The sequence below is a fragment of the Komagataeibacter rhaeticus genome (assembly GCF_003207855.1).
Taxonomy (GTDB): Bacteria; Pseudomonadota; Alphaproteobacteria; order Acetobacterales; family Acetobacteraceae; genus Komagataeibacter; species Komagataeibacter rhaeticus.
This window is the reverse complement of sequence record NZ_NKTZ01000002.1, coordinates 154,862-173,862: the sequence shown is the minus strand read 5'-3', so window position 1 is coordinate 173,862 and position 19,001 is coordinate 154,862. Positions and strand designations below refer to the sequence as shown.

At 68.6% G+C, this 19,001-nt stretch carries 21 protein-coding genes; 11 read left to right on the top strand and 10 right to left on the bottom strand.

Going from position 1 to position 19,001, the window contains the following annotated elements; genetic code table 11:
• Together CFR78_RS03005 and cysQ are read right to left on the bottom strand one after the other, a co-directional pair.
• Positions 1-978, bottom strand: a complete 978-nt coding sequence (locus CFR78_RS03005; RefSeq protein ID WP_034933085.1) for an L-threonylcarbamoyladenylate synthase — start codon at positions 976-978, stop codon at positions 1-3.
• Between the two features lie 9 nt (positions 979-987).
• Entirely contained in the window at positions 988-1,773 is a 786-nt protein-coding gene (gene cysQ, locus CFR78_RS03000; protein ID WP_007399704.1) for a 3'(2'),5'-bisphosphate nucleotidase CysQ, read from the bottom strand.
• Positions 1,774-1,915: 142 nt separating this feature from the next.
• Between cysQ and CFR78_RS02995 the strand changes: the two genes are divergently transcribed.
• From CFR78_RS02995 to CFR78_RS02955, 9 genes are all read left to right on the top strand, one after another.
• Positions 1,916-3,409: a leucyl aminopeptidase gene (locus tag CFR78_RS02995; RefSeq protein WP_034933083.1), complete on the top strand. Its 1,494-nt coding sequence runs from the start codon at positions 1,916-1,918 to the stop codon at positions 3,407-3,409.
• Positions 3,410-3,451: 42 nt separating this feature from the next.
• Positions 3,452-3,898 (top strand): DNA polymerase III subunit chi, encoded by a 447-nt coding sequence (locus CFR78_RS02990; protein ID WP_007399707.1) that lies wholly within the window; start codon positions 3,452-3,454, stop codon positions 3,896-3,898.
• 50 nt (positions 3,899-3,948) lie between these two features.
• Entirely contained in the window at positions 3,949-4,800 is an 852-nt protein-coding gene (locus tag CFR78_RS02985) for an aldo/keto reductase (protein WP_034933080.1), read from the top strand.
• Between the two features lie 70 nt (positions 4,801-4,870).
• On the top strand, positions 4,871-6,613 hold the full coding sequence (locus CFR78_RS16725) for a hypothetical protein (protein WP_276202636.1): 1,743 nt from the start codon (positions 4,871-4,873) through the stop codon (positions 6,611-6,613).
• Positions 6,614-6,632: 19 nt separating this feature from the next.
• Positions 6,633-7,601: a hypothetical protein gene (locus CFR78_RS02975; protein ID WP_034933078.1), complete on the top strand. Its 969-nt coding sequence runs from the start codon at positions 6,633-6,635 to the stop codon at positions 7,599-7,601.
• A gap of 2 nt (positions 7,602-7,603) precedes the next feature.
• Positions 7,604-8,146, top strand: a complete 543-nt coding sequence (locus CFR78_RS02970; RefSeq protein WP_034933076.1) for a hypothetical protein — start codon at positions 7,604-7,606, stop codon at positions 8,144-8,146.
• Complete coding sequence (locus tag CFR78_RS16205; protein ID WP_034933074.1) at positions 8,143-9,207, top strand: hypothetical protein; 1,065 nt, start codon at positions 8,143-8,145, stop codon at positions 9,205-9,207. Before CFR78_RS02970 ends, CFR78_RS16205 begins: the two co-directional genes overlap by 4 nt.
• Positions 9,204-10,655, top strand: coding sequence for an NADH-quinone oxidoreductase subunit D-related protein (locus tag CFR78_RS02960; protein WP_034933071.1), 1,452 nt, complete (start codon positions 9,204-9,206; stop codon positions 10,653-10,655). Before CFR78_RS16205 ends, CFR78_RS02960 begins: the two co-directional genes overlap by 4 nt.
• A gap of 174 nt (positions 10,656-10,829) precedes the next feature.
• Positions 10,830-11,285 carry an NADH-quinone oxidoreductase subunit B family protein gene (locus CFR78_RS02955; RefSeq protein WP_034933070.1) on the top strand — a complete coding sequence of 152 codons (456 nt, stop codon included), beginning with the start codon at positions 10,830-10,832 and terminating at the stop codon, positions 11,283-11,285.
• Positions 11,286-11,294: 9 nt separating this feature from the next.
• Here the strand turns inward: CFR78_RS02955 and CFR78_RS02950 are convergent, their stop codons facing one another.
• The 3 genes from CFR78_RS02950 to CFR78_RS02940 are packed head-to-tail and all read right to left on the bottom strand — an operon-like array spanning position 11,295 to position 13,628.
• A complete protein-coding gene (locus tag CFR78_RS02950) occupies positions 11,295-12,158 on the bottom strand; it encodes a CDP-alcohol phosphatidyltransferase family protein (RefSeq protein WP_172459721.1) in 864 nt (287 codons plus the stop codon).
• Positions 12,159-12,163: 5 nt separating this feature from the next.
• Positions 12,164-12,841 (bottom strand): phosphatidylserine decarboxylase, encoded by a 678-nt coding sequence (locus CFR78_RS02945; RefSeq protein WP_007399716.1) that lies wholly within the window; start codon positions 12,839-12,841, stop codon positions 12,164-12,166.
• Between the two features lie 34 nt (positions 12,842-12,875).
• Positions 12,876-13,628, bottom strand: a complete 753-nt coding sequence (locus CFR78_RS02940) for a methyltransferase domain-containing protein (RefSeq protein ID WP_051672177.1) — start codon at positions 13,626-13,628, stop codon at positions 12,876-12,878.
• A gap of 95 nt (positions 13,629-13,723) precedes the next feature.
• On the opposite strand from CFR78_RS02940, the gene gloB reads away from it, so the two are divergent.
• Both gloB and phaR read left to right on the top strand, forming a co-directional pair.
• The gene (gene gloB / locus CFR78_RS02935) at positions 13,724-14,455 is read left to right on the top strand and encodes a hydroxyacylglutathione hydrolase (RefSeq protein WP_034933066.1); all 732 of its coding nucleotides are present in this window, start codon (positions 13,724-13,726) and stop codon (positions 14,453-14,455) included.
• Positions 14,456-14,767: 312 nt separating this feature from the next.
• Complete coding sequence (gene phaR, locus CFR78_RS02930; protein WP_007399720.1) at positions 14,768-15,307, top strand: polyhydroxyalkanoate synthesis repressor PhaR; 540 nt, start codon at positions 14,768-14,770, stop codon at positions 15,305-15,307.
• Positions 15,308-15,448: 141 nt separating this feature from the next.
• On the opposite strand, the gene CFR78_RS02925 is transcribed toward phaR, so the two are convergent.
• From CFR78_RS02925 to CFR78_RS02905, 5 genes are all read right to left on the bottom strand, one after another.
• A complete protein-coding gene (locus CFR78_RS02925; protein WP_034933063.1) occupies positions 15,449-16,201 on the bottom strand; it encodes a lysophospholipid acyltransferase family protein in 753 nt (250 codons plus the stop codon).
• 75 nt (positions 16,202-16,276) lie between these two features.
• Positions 16,277-16,960, bottom strand: coding sequence for a YdcF family protein (locus tag CFR78_RS02920; RefSeq protein WP_034933062.1), 684 nt, complete (start codon positions 16,958-16,960; stop codon positions 16,277-16,279).
• Positions 16,939-17,874: an FtsX-like permease family protein gene (locus CFR78_RS02915; RefSeq protein ID WP_034933059.1), complete on the bottom strand. Its 936-nt coding sequence runs from the start codon at positions 17,872-17,874 to the stop codon at positions 16,939-16,941. The genes CFR78_RS02920 and CFR78_RS02915 overlap by 22 nt, the downstream gene beginning before the upstream one ends.
• Complete coding sequence (locus CFR78_RS02910) at positions 17,874-18,548, bottom strand: cell division ATP-binding protein FtsE (protein ID WP_007399724.1); 675 nt, start codon at positions 18,546-18,548, stop codon at positions 17,874-17,876. The genes CFR78_RS02915 and CFR78_RS02910 overlap by 1 nt, the downstream gene beginning before the upstream one ends.
• 32 nt (positions 18,549-18,580) lie before the next feature.
• Positions 18,581-18,982: a hypothetical protein gene (locus tag CFR78_RS02905; RefSeq protein WP_034933056.1), complete on the bottom strand. Its 402-nt coding sequence runs from the start codon at positions 18,980-18,982 to the stop codon at positions 18,581-18,583.
• Positions 18,983-19,001: the final 19 nt, after the last annotated feature.

Here is a 19,001-nt window from a genome sequence, read left to right as displayed (position 1 = left end):
TTACGGACGCGGGCTTGCCGCGCGGACCAGCCGGTCACGGATCGCACGGCCCAGCCCATGCGCGGGCACGGGCTGTACCGCAATCCTGACCAGTCCCCGGCGGTGTCCCTCCATATCAAGAAACCGCAGCCCCGCGAAGAGGCGTGCCGCCGCTTCGCGCAGATCGCCCCGCGCGCTCAGGTTCCATACCAGCGGGCTGCCGGGTAGCGGCGGGCCAAAGGCCAGCAGCGCCTCGTCCGCGCCCACCGTGTCCGCATCCAGCCGCACCGCAAGTCCCGGCGCGTAATGGGATGAAAGCTGCCCGGGGGCCAGGGGCCGGCTGTCATTGCTGCTGGCGTGTGGCATGGCCACGGGCATGCCGCAGGCGGCTTCCAGCGCCTCCAGCGTCACGCCGCCGGGGCGCAGCAGGACGGGGGCGGGGCCGCTCAGGTCCACAATGGTGCTTTCCACCCCCACATGGCACGGACCACAGTCCAGCACCGCGTCGATCCGGCCATCCAGACCCGCCAGCACATGACGGGCATCGGACGGGCTGACCCGTCCCGACGGGTTGGCCGAGGGGGCCACGACCGGAAAGTCGCAGGCGGCCAGCAGGGCGCGCGTGTTCCCGCCTGCGGGCACGCGCACGGCGGCGGTGGACAGTCCCGCCGTGGCGATGGGGGAAATGGCGCAGCCCGGCGCACGCGGCAGCACAAGGGTCAGCGGGCCGGGCCAGAAACGGCTGGCCAGCACGCGCGCAAGCGGCGTGGGCGTGACCTGCGCAAAGGCGGCATCGGCCGTGGTGAAATGGCTGATCAGCGGGTTGATGCCGGGGCGGCCCTTGGCGGCGTAGATGGCCGTCACCGCGTGGTCGTTGCGCGCATCGGCCCCCAGGCCGTACACCGTCTCGGTGCCAAAGGCCACAAGCCCGCCCGCGCGCAGGATGGCGGCGGCTTCCTCCCGGCCATGGGGGGTGTCGGGTAGCAGTCGTGTCTGCATCGGCCTGCGTTATACCGCGCCGCGACACACGAAATGCGGATTGCGCCACTCCGGCTTGCCATAGCCCAGCGGCTGGCCATCCGGGGTCGTGACCGTGCCGCCAGCCGCCTCCACAATCGCCTGCGGGGCGGCGGTGTCCCATTCCATGGTGGTGCCAAGGCGGGGATAGAGGTCGGCCACCCCTTCCGCCACCCGGATGAATTTGGCGGCCGAGCCGATATTTCCCAGATGCGCGATACGCTGGCCGCCCAGGAATTCCTGCAGGCGGGGATCATTGGCGTAATGGCGTGAAGCCAGCACGGTCAGCCCTTGTGCAGGCGTCGGGCGCACATGGATCGCCTGCGTGCCATGGGCGTCGGTGCGGAAGGCCCCGCGCCCGGCACCCGCGCCGTAAAGCTGGTGATAGGCGGGCAGGGCCACGGCGCCCAGAACCGGGCGGCCGTTGCGGACCAGGCCGATATTGACGGTAAAGTCATCACGCCCCGCCGCGAACTCCCGCGTGCCATCCAGCGGGTCCACCAGCCAGAATTCGCTGCCGGTATCAAAGCGGATGCCCGCGGCCATTTCCTCCTCCGCCACCACGGGGATGGCGGGGGCGTGCTGGCGCAGCCCCTCAAGGATATGGGCCTCGGCCGCGTGGTCGGCCTCGGTCACGGGGGAACTGTCGGTCTTGACCTGCGTGGCAAAGCCGCGCACGCGGATGGCACGGATCAGTTCCGCGGCCTCGCTGGCAAGGCGGAGGGCCAGATCCAGAAGGAATCCGTCCTCATATGCCGGGATGGATGGCGTATTCATGCTGTTGGCATTAGCTTACTCATCGCGCGCCGTCATGCCTTTATCGAGGATGATGGCGCAGGACAGGCCCTTTCCTGCCCCGGCGGGGCGGGAATTCGTCCTGCCGGTCCACCATTTTCCGTAGCGGAGCACCGTGACCCCCATGCTCGATATTGTCTTTTCCGACGCCGCCGTACCGACTGATGGCACGCTGGTCCTTGCCCATTTTGCAATCGAGACGAAGACCAGCCCCCTCGAAGGGGTGGATGAAACGGTCGGCAGGACGCTGGCGCGGGCAGCGAAGGCCGCCGGCTTTGATTTTGAGCGGGGCAAGACCTGTACCGTGCTGACCCCGGGGGCGGAATACGACCGGGTCATCCTGCTGGGGCTGGGCGTGTCCTGCTTTGAAGCGGGCGAGATGGAATCCGTCGGCGTTGCCGCCATCCGGGCACTGGCCGCCGAGAAGATTGACGGGGAGAAGGTGTCTCTCGCCGCACCCGGCCTTGGCGCAACGGGGCTGGTGGAAATCGCGCTGGGCATGGTGCTGGGCGGCTACCGCTTCGATTCGTATCGGACCAGGGCCACTTCTGGCCAGAAGCGCCCCGGCCCGTCGGCGCGGCCCGGGCCGTCCGGCGTGATCATGCACACGTCTGAAGCCACGGAGGCCCGGCAGCACTGGGAACCGCTGCTGGCGGTGGCGCGTGGGGTCTGCCTGTGCCGTGATCTGGTGTCCGAACCCGCGAACATGCTGCGCCCGCCGGAATTCGAGCAGCGCATCCTGGGCCTGCGTGATCTGGGCATCCGGGTGGAGGTGCTGGACCGTGATGCCATGCACAGGCTGGGCTTTGGTGCCCTGCTGGGTGTGGCCCAGGGCAGCGACGCCCCGCCGCGTACCGTCATCATGCACTGGGATGGCGGCGCGGAGGGGGAGGCCCCGGTCGCCTTCGTGGGCAAGGGGGTCACCTTTGATTCGGGCGGCATCTCGATCAAGCCCGCAGGGGGCATGGAGGAAATGAAGACCGACATGGCCGGTGCCGCCGCCGTGGTCGGCACCATGGCGGCCCTGGCGGGACGCAGGGCCAGGGTCAATGCCATTGGCGTTGTGGGGCTGGTGGAAAACATGCTCTCGGGCAATGCCCAGCGCCCGGGCGACGTGGTGCGCACCGCCTCGGGCCAGACGGTGGAAGTGCTCAATACCGATGCCGAGGGGCGCCTGGTACTGGCCGACGTGCTGTGGTACACGCAGGACCGCTTCAGCCCGCGCCTCATGGTCAATCTCGCGACCCTGACCGGCGCGATCGTGGTCAGCCTTGGCACCGAACGCGCGGGCCTGTTCTCCAACAATGACAGGCTGGCGGAGCAGTTGTCCCATGCCGGTGACAGGACGGGGGAAAAGCTGTGGCGCATGCCGCTGGATGACAGCTATCTTGACCTGCTGCGTTCGGACATCGCGGACTTCAAGAACATTGGCGGCCGTCCCGGCGGGTCGATCACGGCGGCCAAATTCCTTGAATGCTTCGTGGCGGGCGTGCCGTGGGCGCATCTGGACATTGCGGGCACCGCATTCCTGTCCAAGCCCTCGGCATATGCGCCCAAGGGGGCAACCGGCTTTGGTGTGCGGCTGCTCAACCATCTGGTGGCAGGGTATGAGGGGTGATACCTGCCCTGCGTGGCAGGGCGGGACAGCACGGGAAACTCCATGGCGCAGATCGACTTCTATCACCTGACGCGTTCAACGGCGCTGGCCGTGCTGCCTGAACTGCTCGGGCGGGTGCTGGCGTCGGACAGGCGCGCGGTCATCCGCTGCGCAACGGCCGCGCGGGCGCAGGAAATCGATGAGGGGCTGTGGCGGGCAACCAGCCCGCTGTGGCTCCCCCATGGCACGCAGGCCATGGGCCATGGCCCGTGGCAGCCGATCTGGCTGACGGCAGGCGATGATGTCCCCAACGGGGCGACCTTCCTGTTCGTGCTGGATGGGGTGGAGGTGAGCGACCTTTCCCCGTTCGAGCGGGTGTTCGAAGTGTTCGATGGCCATGACGAGGCCGCCGTTGCCGCCGCCCGCCGCCGCTGGGTGGCCGGGCGCGCGGGGGGGCATGACCTGCGCTACTGGCAGCAGCAGCCCAAGGGATGGGCGCGTCGCAGATAGACCCGCCGTGGCGTTGCTGTGCCGCGGCATCGATGAAAGGCAGGGCAGCGATGAAGACGGTTACTTTCCACAATGGCACCACGGTTCCGGCGCTGGGCATGGGCACATGGAACATGGGGGACAGCGCCAGCCGCCGTCATGATGAGATCAGCAGCATCCGCGCAGGGCTGGATGCGGGCATCCGCGTGGTGGATACGGCGGAAATGTATGGGTCCGGCCGGTCGGAAACGCTGGTGGGCGAGGCGATACGCGGCGTGCGCGATGACGTGTACCTTGTCAGCAAGGTGCTGCCTTCCAACGCATCGCGCCAGGGGGTGCGCAAGGCGTGCGAGGCCTCACTCAAACGTCTTGGCACCGATTACCTTGATCTTTACCTGCTGCACTGGCAGGGCAGCGTGCCGCTGGAAGAGACCATTGCCGGATTTGACGACCTGGTGGCGGCCGGGCTGATCCGCAGCTGGGGCGTTTCCAATTTCGATACCGATGGCATGCGCGAGATCGCGGGCATCAGTGCCAGCACGCCCTGCGCGGCGAACCAGGTGCTCTACAGCCTTGACTACCGTGGGGTGGAGTTCGACCTGCTGGCGCGTGACCGCATGGCAGGCATCGTGACCATGGCCTATTCCCCGCTGGGGCAGGGCGGTGACCTGCTGCGGGCCCCGGTGCTCAGGCAGATCGCCCGGCGCCATACCACTTCCCTTGGCCCCGCAACGACCGCGCAGATCGCGCTGGCCTGGGTGCTGCGGCAGGAAAACGTGCTGGCCATTCCCAAGGCGGGCAGCCCGCGCCATCAGGGTGAAAATATCGCGGCGCAGGAGATCACCTTGACGCGCGATGATCTGGCGCGGATTGATGAAGCCATAGCGCCGCCGCGCCGCAAGGAGCCGCTGGCCATGATCTGACCCGCCCGGCCTTTACCCGCCGGGCGCAAGCGGGAGGGCCGTCATCATTCCTGTCATCCTGATCGCACTGGTGGTGCTGCTGGTGGGGGGGAGCGCCGTGCTGGTGGTCCTGCCACGGCCCTTCGGGCTGCTGGTGGCGGCCCTGCGGGGCGGGTGGCTTGTGGCCTGCGTGATGGTGGTGCTGGCCTGCCTTGGCGTCGGGTTGCCGGGCGGGGTGGTGGCGGGGGACGGTTTTTTCGCGCCCCCACGCGATATTGCCCTGCTGGTGCCGCTGGGCCTTGTGGGGATGGCCGCCACGACAGGGCGTGATCTTGCCGCCTGTGCCGCGGGGGGCTGCGCGGTGATCGGTGGCCCCGTCCTGTCCTGCATGGGGGCGGGGTGGGGGCTGCTGGCGCTGTGTTCGGGGCGGCGGGTGGGCGTGCGTCCGGCGGCTGATCTTGTGGCCCTGATGGTCATGGCGGCGGTGATGGTTGATCCCGGCCCGGTGGTGTGGCTGCTGCCCGGGCTGTGCTGGCTGGGCACGCGGGGGCTGCTGGGCCTTTCCCTTTCCCCCCATGTCGGGTCGCGCGTGGCGCGGCCGTTCCACATGGCGGATATCGCGGGCATGATCGCGGCCCTGGCCCTGTGGCGCAGGCTGCCGCAGGCGGGCATGGTGGCGGACATGCGCTGGGGCTGGGTGCTGATCGTGGCCGGGTGCGTGTTCTACATGGCCGCCTCATGGCGTGCGCTGTGCGCGGGGGGCGCGCGGGGCAGCATGGCCGGGCTTATGGGGGGATCGGGCGCGCTGGTCATCGTGCTGGCGGGGCTGGGGCTGCTGGCGGGCGCGGATGACCTGCCCGCCATGGCCAGTGCCGCCAGCCGTACCGCCCTGCTGGTGGCGGCAACATTCCTGACATGGGTATTCGTGGCGCGCGCGCTTGACGTGATGGAGCGGGAGGCGGGGCCGCTTGTCCTGCTGCGGCTGGGGGGCTTGGGCGTACTCATGCCGCGCCTGTCGGCCCTGTTCGCCCTTGGCCTGCTGGCGGAAAGCGGGCTGCCGCCCCTGCTGGGCTTTTCGGTCATCTGGATGCTGCTGCGTCTTCTGGCCGGCATGGCGCAGGGTGGCGGGGTGGTGGGGGACATGCCGCTGCTGGCGGCGCTTGTCGTCCTTGGGGTCGGATGGGCGGTGCGGATGCTGGCGCTGGTGCGCGTGGTCGCGGTCGTGCTGTGCGGGCGGCCCCGCACGCCGCGCGGGGCGGGGGCGGCCGACCCGCGTGGCCGCGCCATGATCCCCGTCATGCTGGCGGCGGTGCCGGTGCTGCTGGTCTCCGTCTGGCCGGGACTGTGGCTGGGACTGATGGAAGGTGCGGGCCATGTGCCGTCCGGGGCCGTGCCTCCGGTACTGCGTGACGTGGCCCTTGCCTCCCCCGATGGCACGGCCGTGTTCCATCCGGGGCGGCTGTGCCTGCTGGTGGCGGTGGTGGGGTGTGCGGTCATGCTGCTGCGCAGGCTGGCCTGCCCCATGCCTGCCCGGCAGGTGGCGGGATGGCAGCAGGGCGCGCCCGCCGTTCCGCCATGGATGGTCTTTGGTGACCCGCTGACACAGGTCGGTCCCGGCAACCCGGCCCGCATGGTGACGGACATGCTGGTGCCCATGCCGGTGCTGCGGCGTTTTGTGCGGGTGTCCATACGCTGGCGTGCCCGGGCGGCCGGTATGGTGGCAGGCGTGCAGCGCCGTGTGGACTGGCTGTGGCAGGGGCGTGCGGTGCCGACCCCGGTCGTTCTGCTTCTGGCCTGCGTGGGCGCGCTCATGTTCATTGCATGGCATGGATAGGGCGTGGCATGGAGGGGTGATGATGGAGCCAATCCTGCTGGCCGCGCGGATGCAGGCCGCATTGCTGGCGGCCTGCCATATGGCGCTGGTCCTGCTGACGACCCCGCTGTGGATCGGCCTGCTGCGCTGGATGGCCACCGTGATGGAGGGCGAGCGCCGCCCCCCGGACCCTGCCGCGCACTGGCGGGCGCTGCGGCGGGCATGGCGGCAGCCGGGCGTGCGCTCGGCGGCGGGCGCGCATGTGACGGCACTTGCTCCCTGGCTTGCGCTGGCGGCTGCCATGGGGGCGGCGATCCTTGTGCCATCCTTCTCGCTCGGGCTGCCCGGTAGCGACCTGTCCGACCTGCTGGTGGTGGGTGGCCTGCTGGAAATGGCGTTCCTTGCCCTGCTGGTCGTGGCCTTTGCCGCGGGCCTGCCCCGGCCGGGTCATGCCGGGCTGCGGGTTGCCACCGGGGGGTTCATGCTTCAGCCGGTGCTGCTGCTGGCCTGTGCGATACTGGGCATGTGCCTGCCCGATGGCACGCTGGCGGGACTGGTGCGGCAGGCGCATGTGGCGGACATGAATCTGATCCGCATGCCGCTGGCGCTGGTGGCGGGGGCGCTGGTACTGGCGGGGGTGGAGGAAGGAAACGGGCCGGGGGCACGCCTGTTTTCCATCATGCTGGACGATCTGGCAGGACCCGACCGGGCCGTGGCGCAGTACGCGCGTGACCTGCTGGCGGTGGTCTGGATGATGCTGGCGCGCGACCTGATCTGGCCCGAGAGCATTGTGGAACCCGACCTGCTGGCGCATGCGCGCATCGTCGGGCCGCTGGCCTGGGCGGTCGTGCTGTGGGGGGTGCACATGCTGCTGGCGTGCGGCTGTGTGGCGGGGATGCGGGTTTTCGTGCTGTCGGGGCCGCGGCACGCCACATGGCGCGCCGGGCTGGGGCTGCTCTGCGCGATCATGGCCGGGGTCCTGCTGTTTGCCGGGCGGGGGATGGGCTGACCATGCTGGTGCTGCTGCTTGGCATGCTGGTCATCTGTTCGCTTTCCGGCTCGGGCGGGCGCGGGGGCGGGCTTGTGTGGCATGGGGGGCTTACGGCGGCGTGCATCGGCCTGTGGAGCTGGATGCAGGGGCAGGCCGGACTGGCCTGCCTGCTGGCCGTGGTCATGGCGGGGGGTGTGGGCCTGCTGGGGGTACAGATGCTCCATGTACCCGCCAGCGGGCGTGAACGCAGTGGCCTCCGTCTGGCTGGCGGGCTGGCCTGCGTGACGGTGCTGGCACAGATCCTGACACACGGTGTGGGGGACATGGCGCAGCATTTCATGGTCATGGCCGCGCTCTGCGCCGTGCTGTGTGGAGTCTGGGGGGCATGTATCGCACGTGGGCCGGTGGCGCTGTGCGCGGGGCTGGCCTGCGGGCTGGATGGTATCATGCTGCTGGGCGCGCGTGCGGGCAGCACGCCGGTCATGATGGTGGCCATTGTGGCGACGGCGGTCCTGAATGCCGCACTGGCCGGCATGCCGCGCATGGAGACGGACCCGTCATGATGGGACTTCCGCTGTATGGCAGCCTGCTGGCGGGGTGGATGGCCGTCTCGGTCATGGCCCTGCTGGCCACCGGGGCGCCGGTGGCGCTGCGTGTCCTGCTGGCGGCCCTGCTTCTGGTCCTGTGTGGCGGGGCGGGGTGGGCTGGTCCCGGCATCGCGCAGGCCTTCATGGGAACTGGCCCCGCGCTGGCGCTCTGTGTGCATGTGGCCATGGGCGCGCGGAGCGGGGAAGGACGCGGGGGGACGGTGCCGGGGTTTCTCCTTGCGGGCAATGCGGCGCTGGCGATGGCATTCGGGCGGTGCGACCTGCTTTTCATGTTCATGGGCGCGGGGATGGCCGTGCGGCTGGCGCTGGCGCAGGGTCCGCGCGGGCTGGACCGGGCGGGCTGGCAGGTGCTCAGGGGCGGGCTGGGCGGGCTGATGATGGCGCAGGGCGGGCTGTCGGTGCTGCAGGCGCAGTGGGGCGGCATGGCCGATCAGGCCGGGGCGGTGCTGCTGGTCGGTGGCGTGCTGCTGGCCTGCGGCATGCTGGCTGATGCGGCGGCAGACCATGTTCCGCCATGCGGGCGCATGGACATGCTGGCGGCCCTGCCGGTTGTGGCGCGGGCGGCCGATACATGGCCGGTGATCCGGCCGGTCCTGACCTTCATGGGGCTGGTGTGCCTGCTGTGGTCCGTCCTGCCGCGCGGGGGGCGCAGGCCCTCGGGTACGGCATGGGGGGCATGGGCGGTGCTGGCGGCAGGGCTACCGGGGGCGGACACCACGCTGGCCCTTCCCGCATGTCTGCTGGCGGTAGCCATCACGGAGCCGGACCGGACAGGCAGGATGGATGGGACCGGCCCGTCATGGCCGCCGTTCCTGCCCGGCATGGCGCTGGTGCTGGTACTGGTGGGGCAGGTTGCACAGCAGGTCTGGGCCGCCCTGCTGGCGGCCGTGACCCTGTGGCCGGTCATGGCCCGATACAGGATGGGGCAGGCCCCCGGCATGCGGGGTGTCCTGTCGCTGGTGCTTGGCTGCATGGTTCTGGCCGCGGTTATCCGTCACGGGGGGGGCGGGCCATGACGCTGCGCGGGCTGGTTGGCGCGGGGCGGCCCGCCGCCTGTGCCGGGCGCTTCGAACTGGGGGCGGATGGCTGGCGGATGATGGTGGAGGCACTGCCCCGTTCCACAGCGCGCCTGTGCGGGCTGTGGTCGGATGGAATGCAGGTGCATGCCCTGTTCCACGATGGTCCGGGGCCGTTCATGGCCAGTGTTGCGGTGCCGGAGGGACGCTATCTTGCCCTCTCTCCCGCGCGTCCGGGGGCGGAGGCGCATGAACGCATGCTCCATGACCTGTGGGGCATCGAGGCCATGGGGGCCGTGGGCACGGCGCCCTGGCTGGATCAGGGCCAGTGGGGCGTGACGTGGCCCCTGCGCGAACGCGCGCCGCCCGCGCCCCCCCCGCCTGAAGGGGTCGAGTTCATTGATGGCGCGGCCATGGAACGCGCGGGGGGCACCATGCTGGGCCATGGCCCGGCGGAGGGTGGATTCCATGCGCCCCTGCATCTGCGGCTGGGCCTGCCGGGGGAAGGGATCACGCAGGTGCGGCCACGCATGGGTTATGCCCATCGTGGCCTGTGCGCGCGCATGCGGGGCAATACGCTGGCCGGGGGCGCCCGCCTGGCCGCCCGGATCGATGCCGGGGCGACGGTTGCCCATCAGCTGGCCTTCGCGCGTGCCGTGACAGCCGCCAGCGGGGTGGATACGTCATGCCCGCTGGCCATTTTTCCCGCCGAACTGGAGCGGGTGGCCACCCATCTGGATAGTGTGGCGCAGATGGCGGAACTGCAGGCGGACGGGCGGCTGGCCAATCTGGCGGCGACCCTGCTGGAACATGTGCGTCAGCTCGGCCATGCGGTGTATGGCCACCGGCTTCTGTTCGATGTAGTGCCACGCCGCGATGCCGCAGCCCCCGCACCGGAGATGATGGCCGCTCTTCATGAAGGCTGCGCCACGCTCAGGCGCCTGTTCTGGCGGCCGCGCGGACTGGCGACGCAGTTGCTGGGGCGGGGTGTCCTGAGTGCTGGTGCCGCACGGCAATGGGGGATCGGGGGCTGCGTGGGACGGGCTTCGGGCATCGAGGCGGACCTGAGGGCGCAGGACCCCGCCTATGCCCCCGGCTGGCTGACCCCGCCCCCACGTAGTGAGGGGGACATGACCGCCCGCCTGTCCACCCGCCTGCATGAACTGGGGGAGAGCGTGCGGATACTCGGCAATGCTGGTGTCATGCCCGAGCCGCCGGTTCCGGCGCAGTGCGTGGATGGCGAGGGGCTGGGCATGGCCGAAGGCCCGGCAGGGCCGGTCTGGCACTGGCTGCGGGTGGAAGACGGCCGGATTGCCGCATGGTGGTGTGGTGATCCGTCGCTGGCGCAGATACAGGCGCTGCCTGCCATCCTGCACGGCGCGGTGTATGAGGATGTCGAGCCCATCCTGACCTCGCTGGGCCTGTCGGCGGCCGGGGCGGATCTATAAGAGACGGCCTGGAATAAGATGTTGGGAAAAAACAATAAGAGTTTCTGGATGCCGCCATTTTCAAAACAGGCGGTGTTCTCTGAAGCTTTCTGAAAAAGGCTTCACCCAAAACTTTTTACAATTTGCGGGATGTTTCAAAGGCGGATTTTTGAAACGCCCTTCAGGGGAACCGTCATGGCCTATCTGCACCTGTTCTGGCCCGAAGGGGGGGCACTGCCGCGTATGCAGGCGCTGGATATCTTTCACATGGATACCGGCGGCTGCACCGGCTGCGGGCTGGAACTGCGTGCGGTATCGCGTGCGCTGGATGCCGGCAATGCCGCCATCCGCTTCGTGTCCACACCACGCCAGGCGGGGCTGCTGCTGCTGACCGGCAGCCTGAGCGTGGAAATGGCCCCGGTGGTGGAACTGGCCTGGCAGGCCATGCCCGGCTCCCGGTTGCTGGCCGTCGTGGGGGACTGCGCAGTTGATGGTGGTGTGTTTACCCCCAGTTACGCCGTGCTGGGCGGCGTGGGCGGGCGGGCGCAGGCCAGCCTGTCGCTGCCGGGCTGCCCGCCCGCACCGGCCATGATACTGGAGGCACTGATACGCTGGCGCACCGGGCAGGACAAACAGCCGCCTGCCGCATGAAGCCTTGCATCAGGCGTGAGGCGCCGGGCTGTCGTCACTTTCCTGCAGGGCCTCGGCCGCGCGGCGCAGGCGGTGGAAGCTGCGGCGGCTTATGGGCAGCAGCAGGATATACAGGATGCCCGCCGCAGCCAGTGCGCCCCACGGTTCCGCCACCAGCACCGCCGCATAGGCCCCGGTGCCCAGCATGGTGGGCAGGATCAGGGGCGAAGGCACCTTGAAGTTCTTAAACGACCAGACCGGCAGCGTGGACACCAGCAGGAACGCCGTGCCGCTTAGCGTCAGGGCCGGCAGCAGCGGGTCGCGCGTCAGGTCGTACAGCCAGTCAATATGCAGGCGCTGCGCCTCCAGCCCCAGGAAGAGCGGGAACAGCGCCAGCCCGGCACCCGCCGGGGCGGGCACGCCGGTAAAGAAGTTGCTGGCATATTTGGGCTGGTTGGCGTCGTCATCCAGGCTGGCGTTGAAGCGCGCCAGCCGCAGCGCCATGCAGACCGTGAACATGATGCACGGAATGTAGCCAAACCGCCCCCCTTCATGCAGCGCCCACAGGTACAGCACGAAAGCGGGCGCCACGCCAAAGCACAGGAAATCCGACAGGCTGTCGAATTCGGCCCCGAAGCGGCTGGTGCCACGCAGCAGCCGGGCAATGCGCCCGTCCAGCCCGTCAATGCACGCGGCAATGAGCAGTGCCGTGGCCGCGCTGCCAAAACGCCCTTCCAGCCCGAAGCGCATGCCGGTCAGCCCCGCGCACAGGCCCAGCATGGTCATGAGATTGGGGATCAGGCGGTTGAAGGACAGGCCGCGCACGCGGGGGCGCTGGCGTTTTTTCAGCCGCCGGATCCGGCGCGCCGGTCGGCCAGGGGGGGGAAGCGCCATGCGGTTTAAAGCCGCGCCATCACGGTTTCGCCGCCAATCATGGTCTGGCCCACTTCAACCAGCGGGGTGACATCGGCGGGCAGGTACAGGTCGGTGCGTGAGCCGAAGCGGATCAGGCCGAAGCGTTCGCCCGTTTCGTACTGCATGCCCTCTTCCGCGTCACACAGGATGCGGCGGGCGATCAGGCCCGCGATCTGGACCACCGCCACCTGGCGGCCATCACGCAGGGTGACGCGCAGCGCGTTGCGTTCATTCAGTTCCGATGCCTTGTCCAGGCTGGCATTCAGGAACTGCCCGGCATGGTAGGCAATGCGGGTGACGGTGCCCGCCACCGGCATGCGGTTTACATGCACATCCAGCACCGACAGGAAGGTGGCGACACGCCATACCGGCGTATCCCCCATGTCCAGTTCCGGCGGCGGGGGCACTTTTTCGATCGAGACGATATGCCCGTCAGCCGGTGCCACGGCCAGGTTGGGTTCCGCCGGTGTGACGCGCTCGGGGTCACGGAAGAAATACAGGCAGAAGCCGAAGAACAGGCCGCTGGCGGTTCCCAGCAGTTTTGTAAGCCGGAAAGGCAGCAGCCGGCCGATGACGGCCACCGCCCCCGATCCAAGAAGGAAGGGGCGCGCGGCCGGATGCGGTGGCGCGATGACGAGCTTGAGGGACTGAATCAGGGACATGGGACACTCTTCATGGAGATTTCGGTAAAATTGGTCAAGTATTCTGCGCATCCGTAGGCGGCGGGCGTCGGGTCAGGCTGCGCGAGAAGATACGCGCCGCCCCCAGCCGCAATCCGCCGGGTACTACTACGGCAGGGCGGCTGGGCACGCCGGCATAGATGTCCTTGACCGCCTCGATCAGGCAGACGCCCCCCAGCCGGGGGAACAGGTTGCGTCCCGTCCATTCCACCATGCCCACGGGGGCCGTGGGGCAGGGACCTGCGGGGGGGATATAGAGCGCATCCTCATGCCGCTCGGCGCGGAAGCAGGCATCGGCCAGCCAGCGGCTGATCTGGCGGCGTGAGAACGGCGTGCCCTGGCCGAAGGGGGAATTGTCGGCATGCGCCCACAGTCCCGCCCGGTTGGGCACGACCAGCAGCAGGCGTCCGTCATCGCGCAGGATCTTCCACACCTGGCGGAGCAGGCTGTTCTTGTCCTCGCTGACCTCCAGCGCGTGAATCAGCAGGATACGGTCGAATTTCAGGTCATCGAACGGCAGTTGCAGGCCGCTTGCCATGCAGTCGCGCCCCTGCCACGGGGGGGCGGCGCGCGTGACATGCGTGTCCAGCCGGGCGGAGAAGCACGGCGCGTCCTCGCGCTCCCATAGCGGCAGGAAAGGCAGGGCATAGCCCAGTCCCAGCGTACGGCCCTGCGTGCCTTCGGGCCAGAAGGCCGTCATGCGCTGGCCCAGCAGGCGCGCGGCCACCCGTCCCCGGTGGGTTGCGTAAAAATGCGCGGCGGTGTGCATGTCGGATTGCATTGGGGCACACTAGCACACCCCGTGGTCGCGGCCATCACGTATGGGGTGGTCCGCACGGAGAACAACCGGAAGGGAGAACAGTCATGGCAGACCCGCTTTCCATCAGGGCGATTCCCATCCTGAACGACAATTATGCCTGGTTCGTGCATGACGGCGCGACCGGGGCTGCGGCAATGGTCGACCCGGCGGAGGACGCCCCGCTTGTCGCGGCCATCGATGCGGCAGGGGGGCGGCTGGACCTGATCCTGCTGACCCATCACCATGCCGATCATGTCGCGGCGGCGGCGGCGCTGCGGACCCGCTATGGCGCGAGGATCGTGGGGGCCGCCGCCGATGCCTGGCGCCTGCCCGCGCTGGATATCGCGGTGCATGATGGTGACACCGTGCCTCTGGGCCGCGCCGAGGCCCGGGTGATGGCCACGCCGGGCCATACGACGGGCGAGGTGTCCTATTACTTTCCCGCGGGCCCCGCGCTGTTCTGTGGCGATACGCTGTTCAGCATGGGGTGCGGGCGGCTGTTCGAAGGGACGGCGGCGGACATGTATGCCTCCCTGCGACGCATCGCGGCCCTGCCGGATGAGACACTTGTGTGCTGCGGGCATGAATACACGCAGTCCAACGCGCGTTTTGCCCTGCATGTGGACCCGGACAACATGGCCCTGCGCGCACGCGCACGGCAGGTGGCCATCCTGCGCGGCGAGGGGCGGCCCACCGTTCCGGTCACGCTGGCGGAGGAACGGGCGACCAATCCCTTCCTGCGTGCGGGGGATGTGGCCACGCTGGCCCGGCTGCGCCGGGAGAAGGACGGTTTCTGACATAATACGTCATGATTCTTCTCCCCTCCATCCGCTGCCCGCGGGTGGGGCGCCATGTGGCGGCATGCCCATGGTCCGTGGCGGAAAAGGGCGGAAAACCCGCATCCCGCCATCCCGGCCGGCCATGCTGGCGGGGGTGGGGCCTGTATTGCGCGCAGCATGAAAAAACAGGATTGATTGACCGGGCACATGGTCGGGGCGTGTAATTTGCCCTAATGATGGTACAGCGTGTTTCCATGGGATATTCATGGAAACGGCGGCGCCATGGCATAGCGGGGCCGCAGGTCCCTGATCCATGCGAAAGGAAGGCATTTGTCGGTCTCTTCTGCCCCCGTCATCATCAAGAAATATGCTAATCGGCGGCTGTACGATACCGAGGTTTCGGCATACATCACGCTTGAGAACCTGATGGACATGGTCAAGCAGGACCGCGCCTTTGTCATTCTGGATGCCCGCACGGGCGATGACATCACCCGCGGCGTGCTGGCCCAGGTCATGCTGGAAGAGGAAACGCGCGGCCGCGCCATGCTGCCGGTTGCCTTCCTGCGCCAACTCATCCGCTGTTATGGTGACAGGAGGCAGGGCGAGGTTTCCGACTACCTGGAACGCATGATGGCGGCCTTCATGCAAGGTCCCGTTTCCCCCGCCATATCCGACGGGCTGGAAAGCCTGGGGCAGGAAAATGCCGCCGTGGTGCGGCAGGCGATGTCCCTGTTCACATCGCTGCATGCGGTGGAACAGGTGGGCGGGCGCACGGTTGAAAGCCTGCTGCATGAAATCATGGACCTGCGCCAGCAGGTCGAGACGCTGCAGGCCCGGCTGGGAGAAAAGGGATCATCCCGCGCCGACTAGGGCGGGCTATCTCCCTTTCGACGGCCGTTCATGAAACGCTCTGGGAAATGTGCAGAAGTTTTTGGTGAAGCTTTTTTCAAAAAGCTTCGAAGACTGCCGCTTCCTTGCACAAGGCAGCACCCAGAAAATCCTTCCTTTTCATCAATTGCTGGACTGGATCGTGGTGGAAGGCGCATCGGCCGCGGGCATGGGCAGTCCGTTATCGGCGCATAAGCTCCGCCATGCCCCCCCGATGGCGGGCAGCAGCTGGGCGCGGCGCAGGCCGGGGGGCAGGGGCCGGCCTATGGCGATGTGAATGGTACCCGGCCGCTTGACCAGCGCATTGCGCCCCCAATGAAGCCCCGCATCCGTTGCCACCGGAATGACCGGCAGGCCGGTATGGGCGGACAGGGCGGCAATGCCCGGCTGCAGGCTGATCGGGGCGCCGGGCGGGGTGCGCGTGCCTTCGGGGAAGATGATGATCTGGCGCCCCTTGCGCGCCGCGTCATCCGTGGCAGCCAGCAGGGTGCGCAGGGCCCTGGCCTTGCCATCGCGGTCCACCGGTATCATGCCGCTCAGCCGCAGCATCGGGCCGACCAGTGGAATGCGCTCCAGTTCGCGTTTCATGACATAGGTGGGCAGCGGCACAAGGTTCATCCACACCAGCGTATCGAACATGGACTGGTGCTGGCATGCCAGCAGGCAGGGACCATGGGGCAGGTGCTCGCGCCCGCTGACCTCTACCGCAATGCCGCAGATATGCCGCAGCCCGCGCAGGGTCAGTCCCGTCCACAGCTTGGCATAGCCCAGCGCAAGGCGCGGGGCGAACAGCCGGATGGGAAAGGCCACGATGCCCATCACAATGGTCAGCAACAGGAAATACAGGTTGAATGCAAGCGCGCGCAGTACGGTCATGGGACGGGTCCATAAATGGGCATGGGGTTTCCTAACACCAGAAAAGCCACGGTGCTACAGGCCACGACCGATGCCTCAGCCCATGCCGCCGGTGGCGTCGGGCCGGGTATCGGTGTGGCTGACCAGCCCATGCAGCGGGCGGGTCAGCCGCACCACATCCAGACAGGCCAGAAGCCATTTGTCATATTCCACCACCATCAGCCGCATCGTGGCGGGATGGAACGGGTGGGCCAGCGCGGGGGAACGGATGGGATCACCATACAGCCGCACGCCGGGCACCGTGCGCGAAATCTCCAGCATGGCGCGACGGATGTGGTAGCCCGCCGTGACCACGATCAGGCTGTGCAGGCCATATTCACGCACCCATGCCGCCGTTTCGTCCGCGTTGCCCAGCGTGGAGGTGGCGCGGGAACCCAGCGTGGTATGGGTCCATGCCGCCAGTGGCACCGGTGGTGGCAGGTGGCGCAGGAAATCGCCGCGCGTGGCATGCGGGTCCACCCCGGAAATAAGCAGGCGCCCGGCGCGGCCATGCACCAGAAGGCGCACGGATTCCTCAATCCGTCCCTGTCCCCCCGTCAGCGCCACGATGCCATCGGCGTGCGGCGGCAGCACGGGCGGGCGCATCGCGTCGTGAACGAACCAGGCAAGTCCCGCCGTCCAGGCCAGTGCCGCCCCCGCCACGCAGGTGGCCAGCATGGCGCGGCGTCGCGGTGCACCGTCGTGCGGCGGGGCGTGTGTCATGGCAGGCGGCGCAGCCATGCCCGCACGGTCAGCTGCGTGGTGGTCCAGCCTGCAAGTCCCGCCACCGGGGGCAGGGCCACCAGCATCCATAACAGCGCGTGCGGCAGCATGGCCGCCCAGGCCTGCGGGTCGCGCCAGTCCATGGCGGGCGCATCACCCGTGGTGCCGAAGGGGGCGGCCAGCCAGGACAGCACGCCCAGCATGGGCAGTGCCAGCACGCTGCCCGCCAGCCCCCCGCCCAGCGCCAGCAGCCCCACGCGGGTGGCAAAACGGCCGGAGATGTAGCTGTCGGTCGCACCCAGTGAATGGATCAGGGCGATGGCCTGACGCCGGGTCAGCAGTCCCGCGCGGGTGGCGGCCATCACCACGCACACCGCCACCGTTGTCACGACCAGCACCGCCAGCAGCGCGCAGGCCTGCAGGCTGCCCGCCAGGGCCGCCAGCCGGTCGCTCCATACGCTGTCATGCTCCATCATCACACCCGGCGCGCGGGCCTGCAGGCTGGCCATGAGGGTGGCGGGCAGGGCCTGCCCCGCCACGGTGCGCAGCTCGATCACGGCGGGCAGGGGCAGGGCGGGGTCGCCGGTCTGTTCGATCCAGGGGGCCAGCAGGGCACGCAGCTCGTCCTCGCCCAGCCGGTGGGACGCCGCAACGGCCGGCGTCGCGGACAGCACGGCCTGCACCGCGGCGATGCGGCTGGAGGCGGGGGTGGCCGTACTGTCAGCGCTGGCCGCATCATCGGGCCGTGGCACCTGTACGGTCGTGACGGCACCCGCGCCGTGGGTCCAGCGCTGCGACAGGCCATGGGCGGCCAGCCCGCCCGCCAGCGCCAGTGCGGCCAGGAACGCCATGGCCGCGACAAGGAAGGGTAGGAACTGCCCCGGCAGGGCCTGACGCAGGGCCAGCCCGTCATGATAGCGCTGTCGTGCCATTAGCCGTTATAGTCCCGCACCATGTGGCCATGCGCCAGTTCAATGGCCTGTGCCGGATATCTGCGCACGATGGCATCATTATGGGTTGCCACCACGATGGTGGTGCCCATTTCCGCCAGGCGGTGGAACATGGTGATCAGGCGCGCGGCCTGGCGTTCATCCAGCGCGTTGGTCGGCTCGTCGGCCACCAGCAGGTCGGGGCGGTAGATCACCGCGCGTGCAATGGCCACGCGCTGCTGCTCACCGCCCGAAAGCTGGGGTGGCAGCGCATCCAGCCGGTTTTCCAGCCCCACCCATTTCATGATGGCATGGACCTCGTGCCGGATTTCCGCTTCCGCCCGGTGCTGCAGCCGCAGCGGCAGGGCCACGTTGTCGAACACGTTCATGTCCGGCAGCAGCCGGAAATCCTGCCGCACCGCCCCGATGCGCCGGCGCAGGCGCGCAAGGGCCGCGCGCCGGGCATGCATGACCGGCATGCCCAGTATCTCGACCATGCCCGACGTGGCCTGGACCTCCAGCGACAGGATGGACAGCAGCGAGGACTTGCCCGCCCCCGATGGACCGAGCAGCCAGCGGAATTCGCCCTGCGCCACCTCTGCGCTGACATGCGAAAGGGCCGCCCCGCCCGTGCGGCTGTCGGCATAGGTGTAACTGACATCATGCAGGCGGAACATGCGGGTTGCTCCCCGGCCTTTCTGCGGGCGGCCTACATGGTACGCGCGGCAATGGTGGACAGCGTGGCGCACAGGGCCGCCGCCGCCATGAGCAGCAGCCCGTCGAACACAAGCGAGGAGGGGGTGAGCAGATGCGACCCCATTTCCACATGGTCGGGAATGGAATGCGCCACATGGGCGATCATATCGCGTGTCTGCGGGTCATTGCCGGCCACGCCGTTGGCGATGCCGATGATGTGGGGCAGCGCGCTCCAGCCAATGCCCAGGATCAGCACAAGTGGCGCCACCAGTTCGGATACCTGCTGCACCAGATAGAACAGGAAGTAGAACACCGCCCATACCCCCACGCGCAGGATGCGGGGCATGTTCAGGCCACCCCTGCCGGCGGGTGACGATGCGCGATCGGGCGCGTGGTTGGAAAAGGGACTGTCCATCAAAACAAGACTCCGGCCA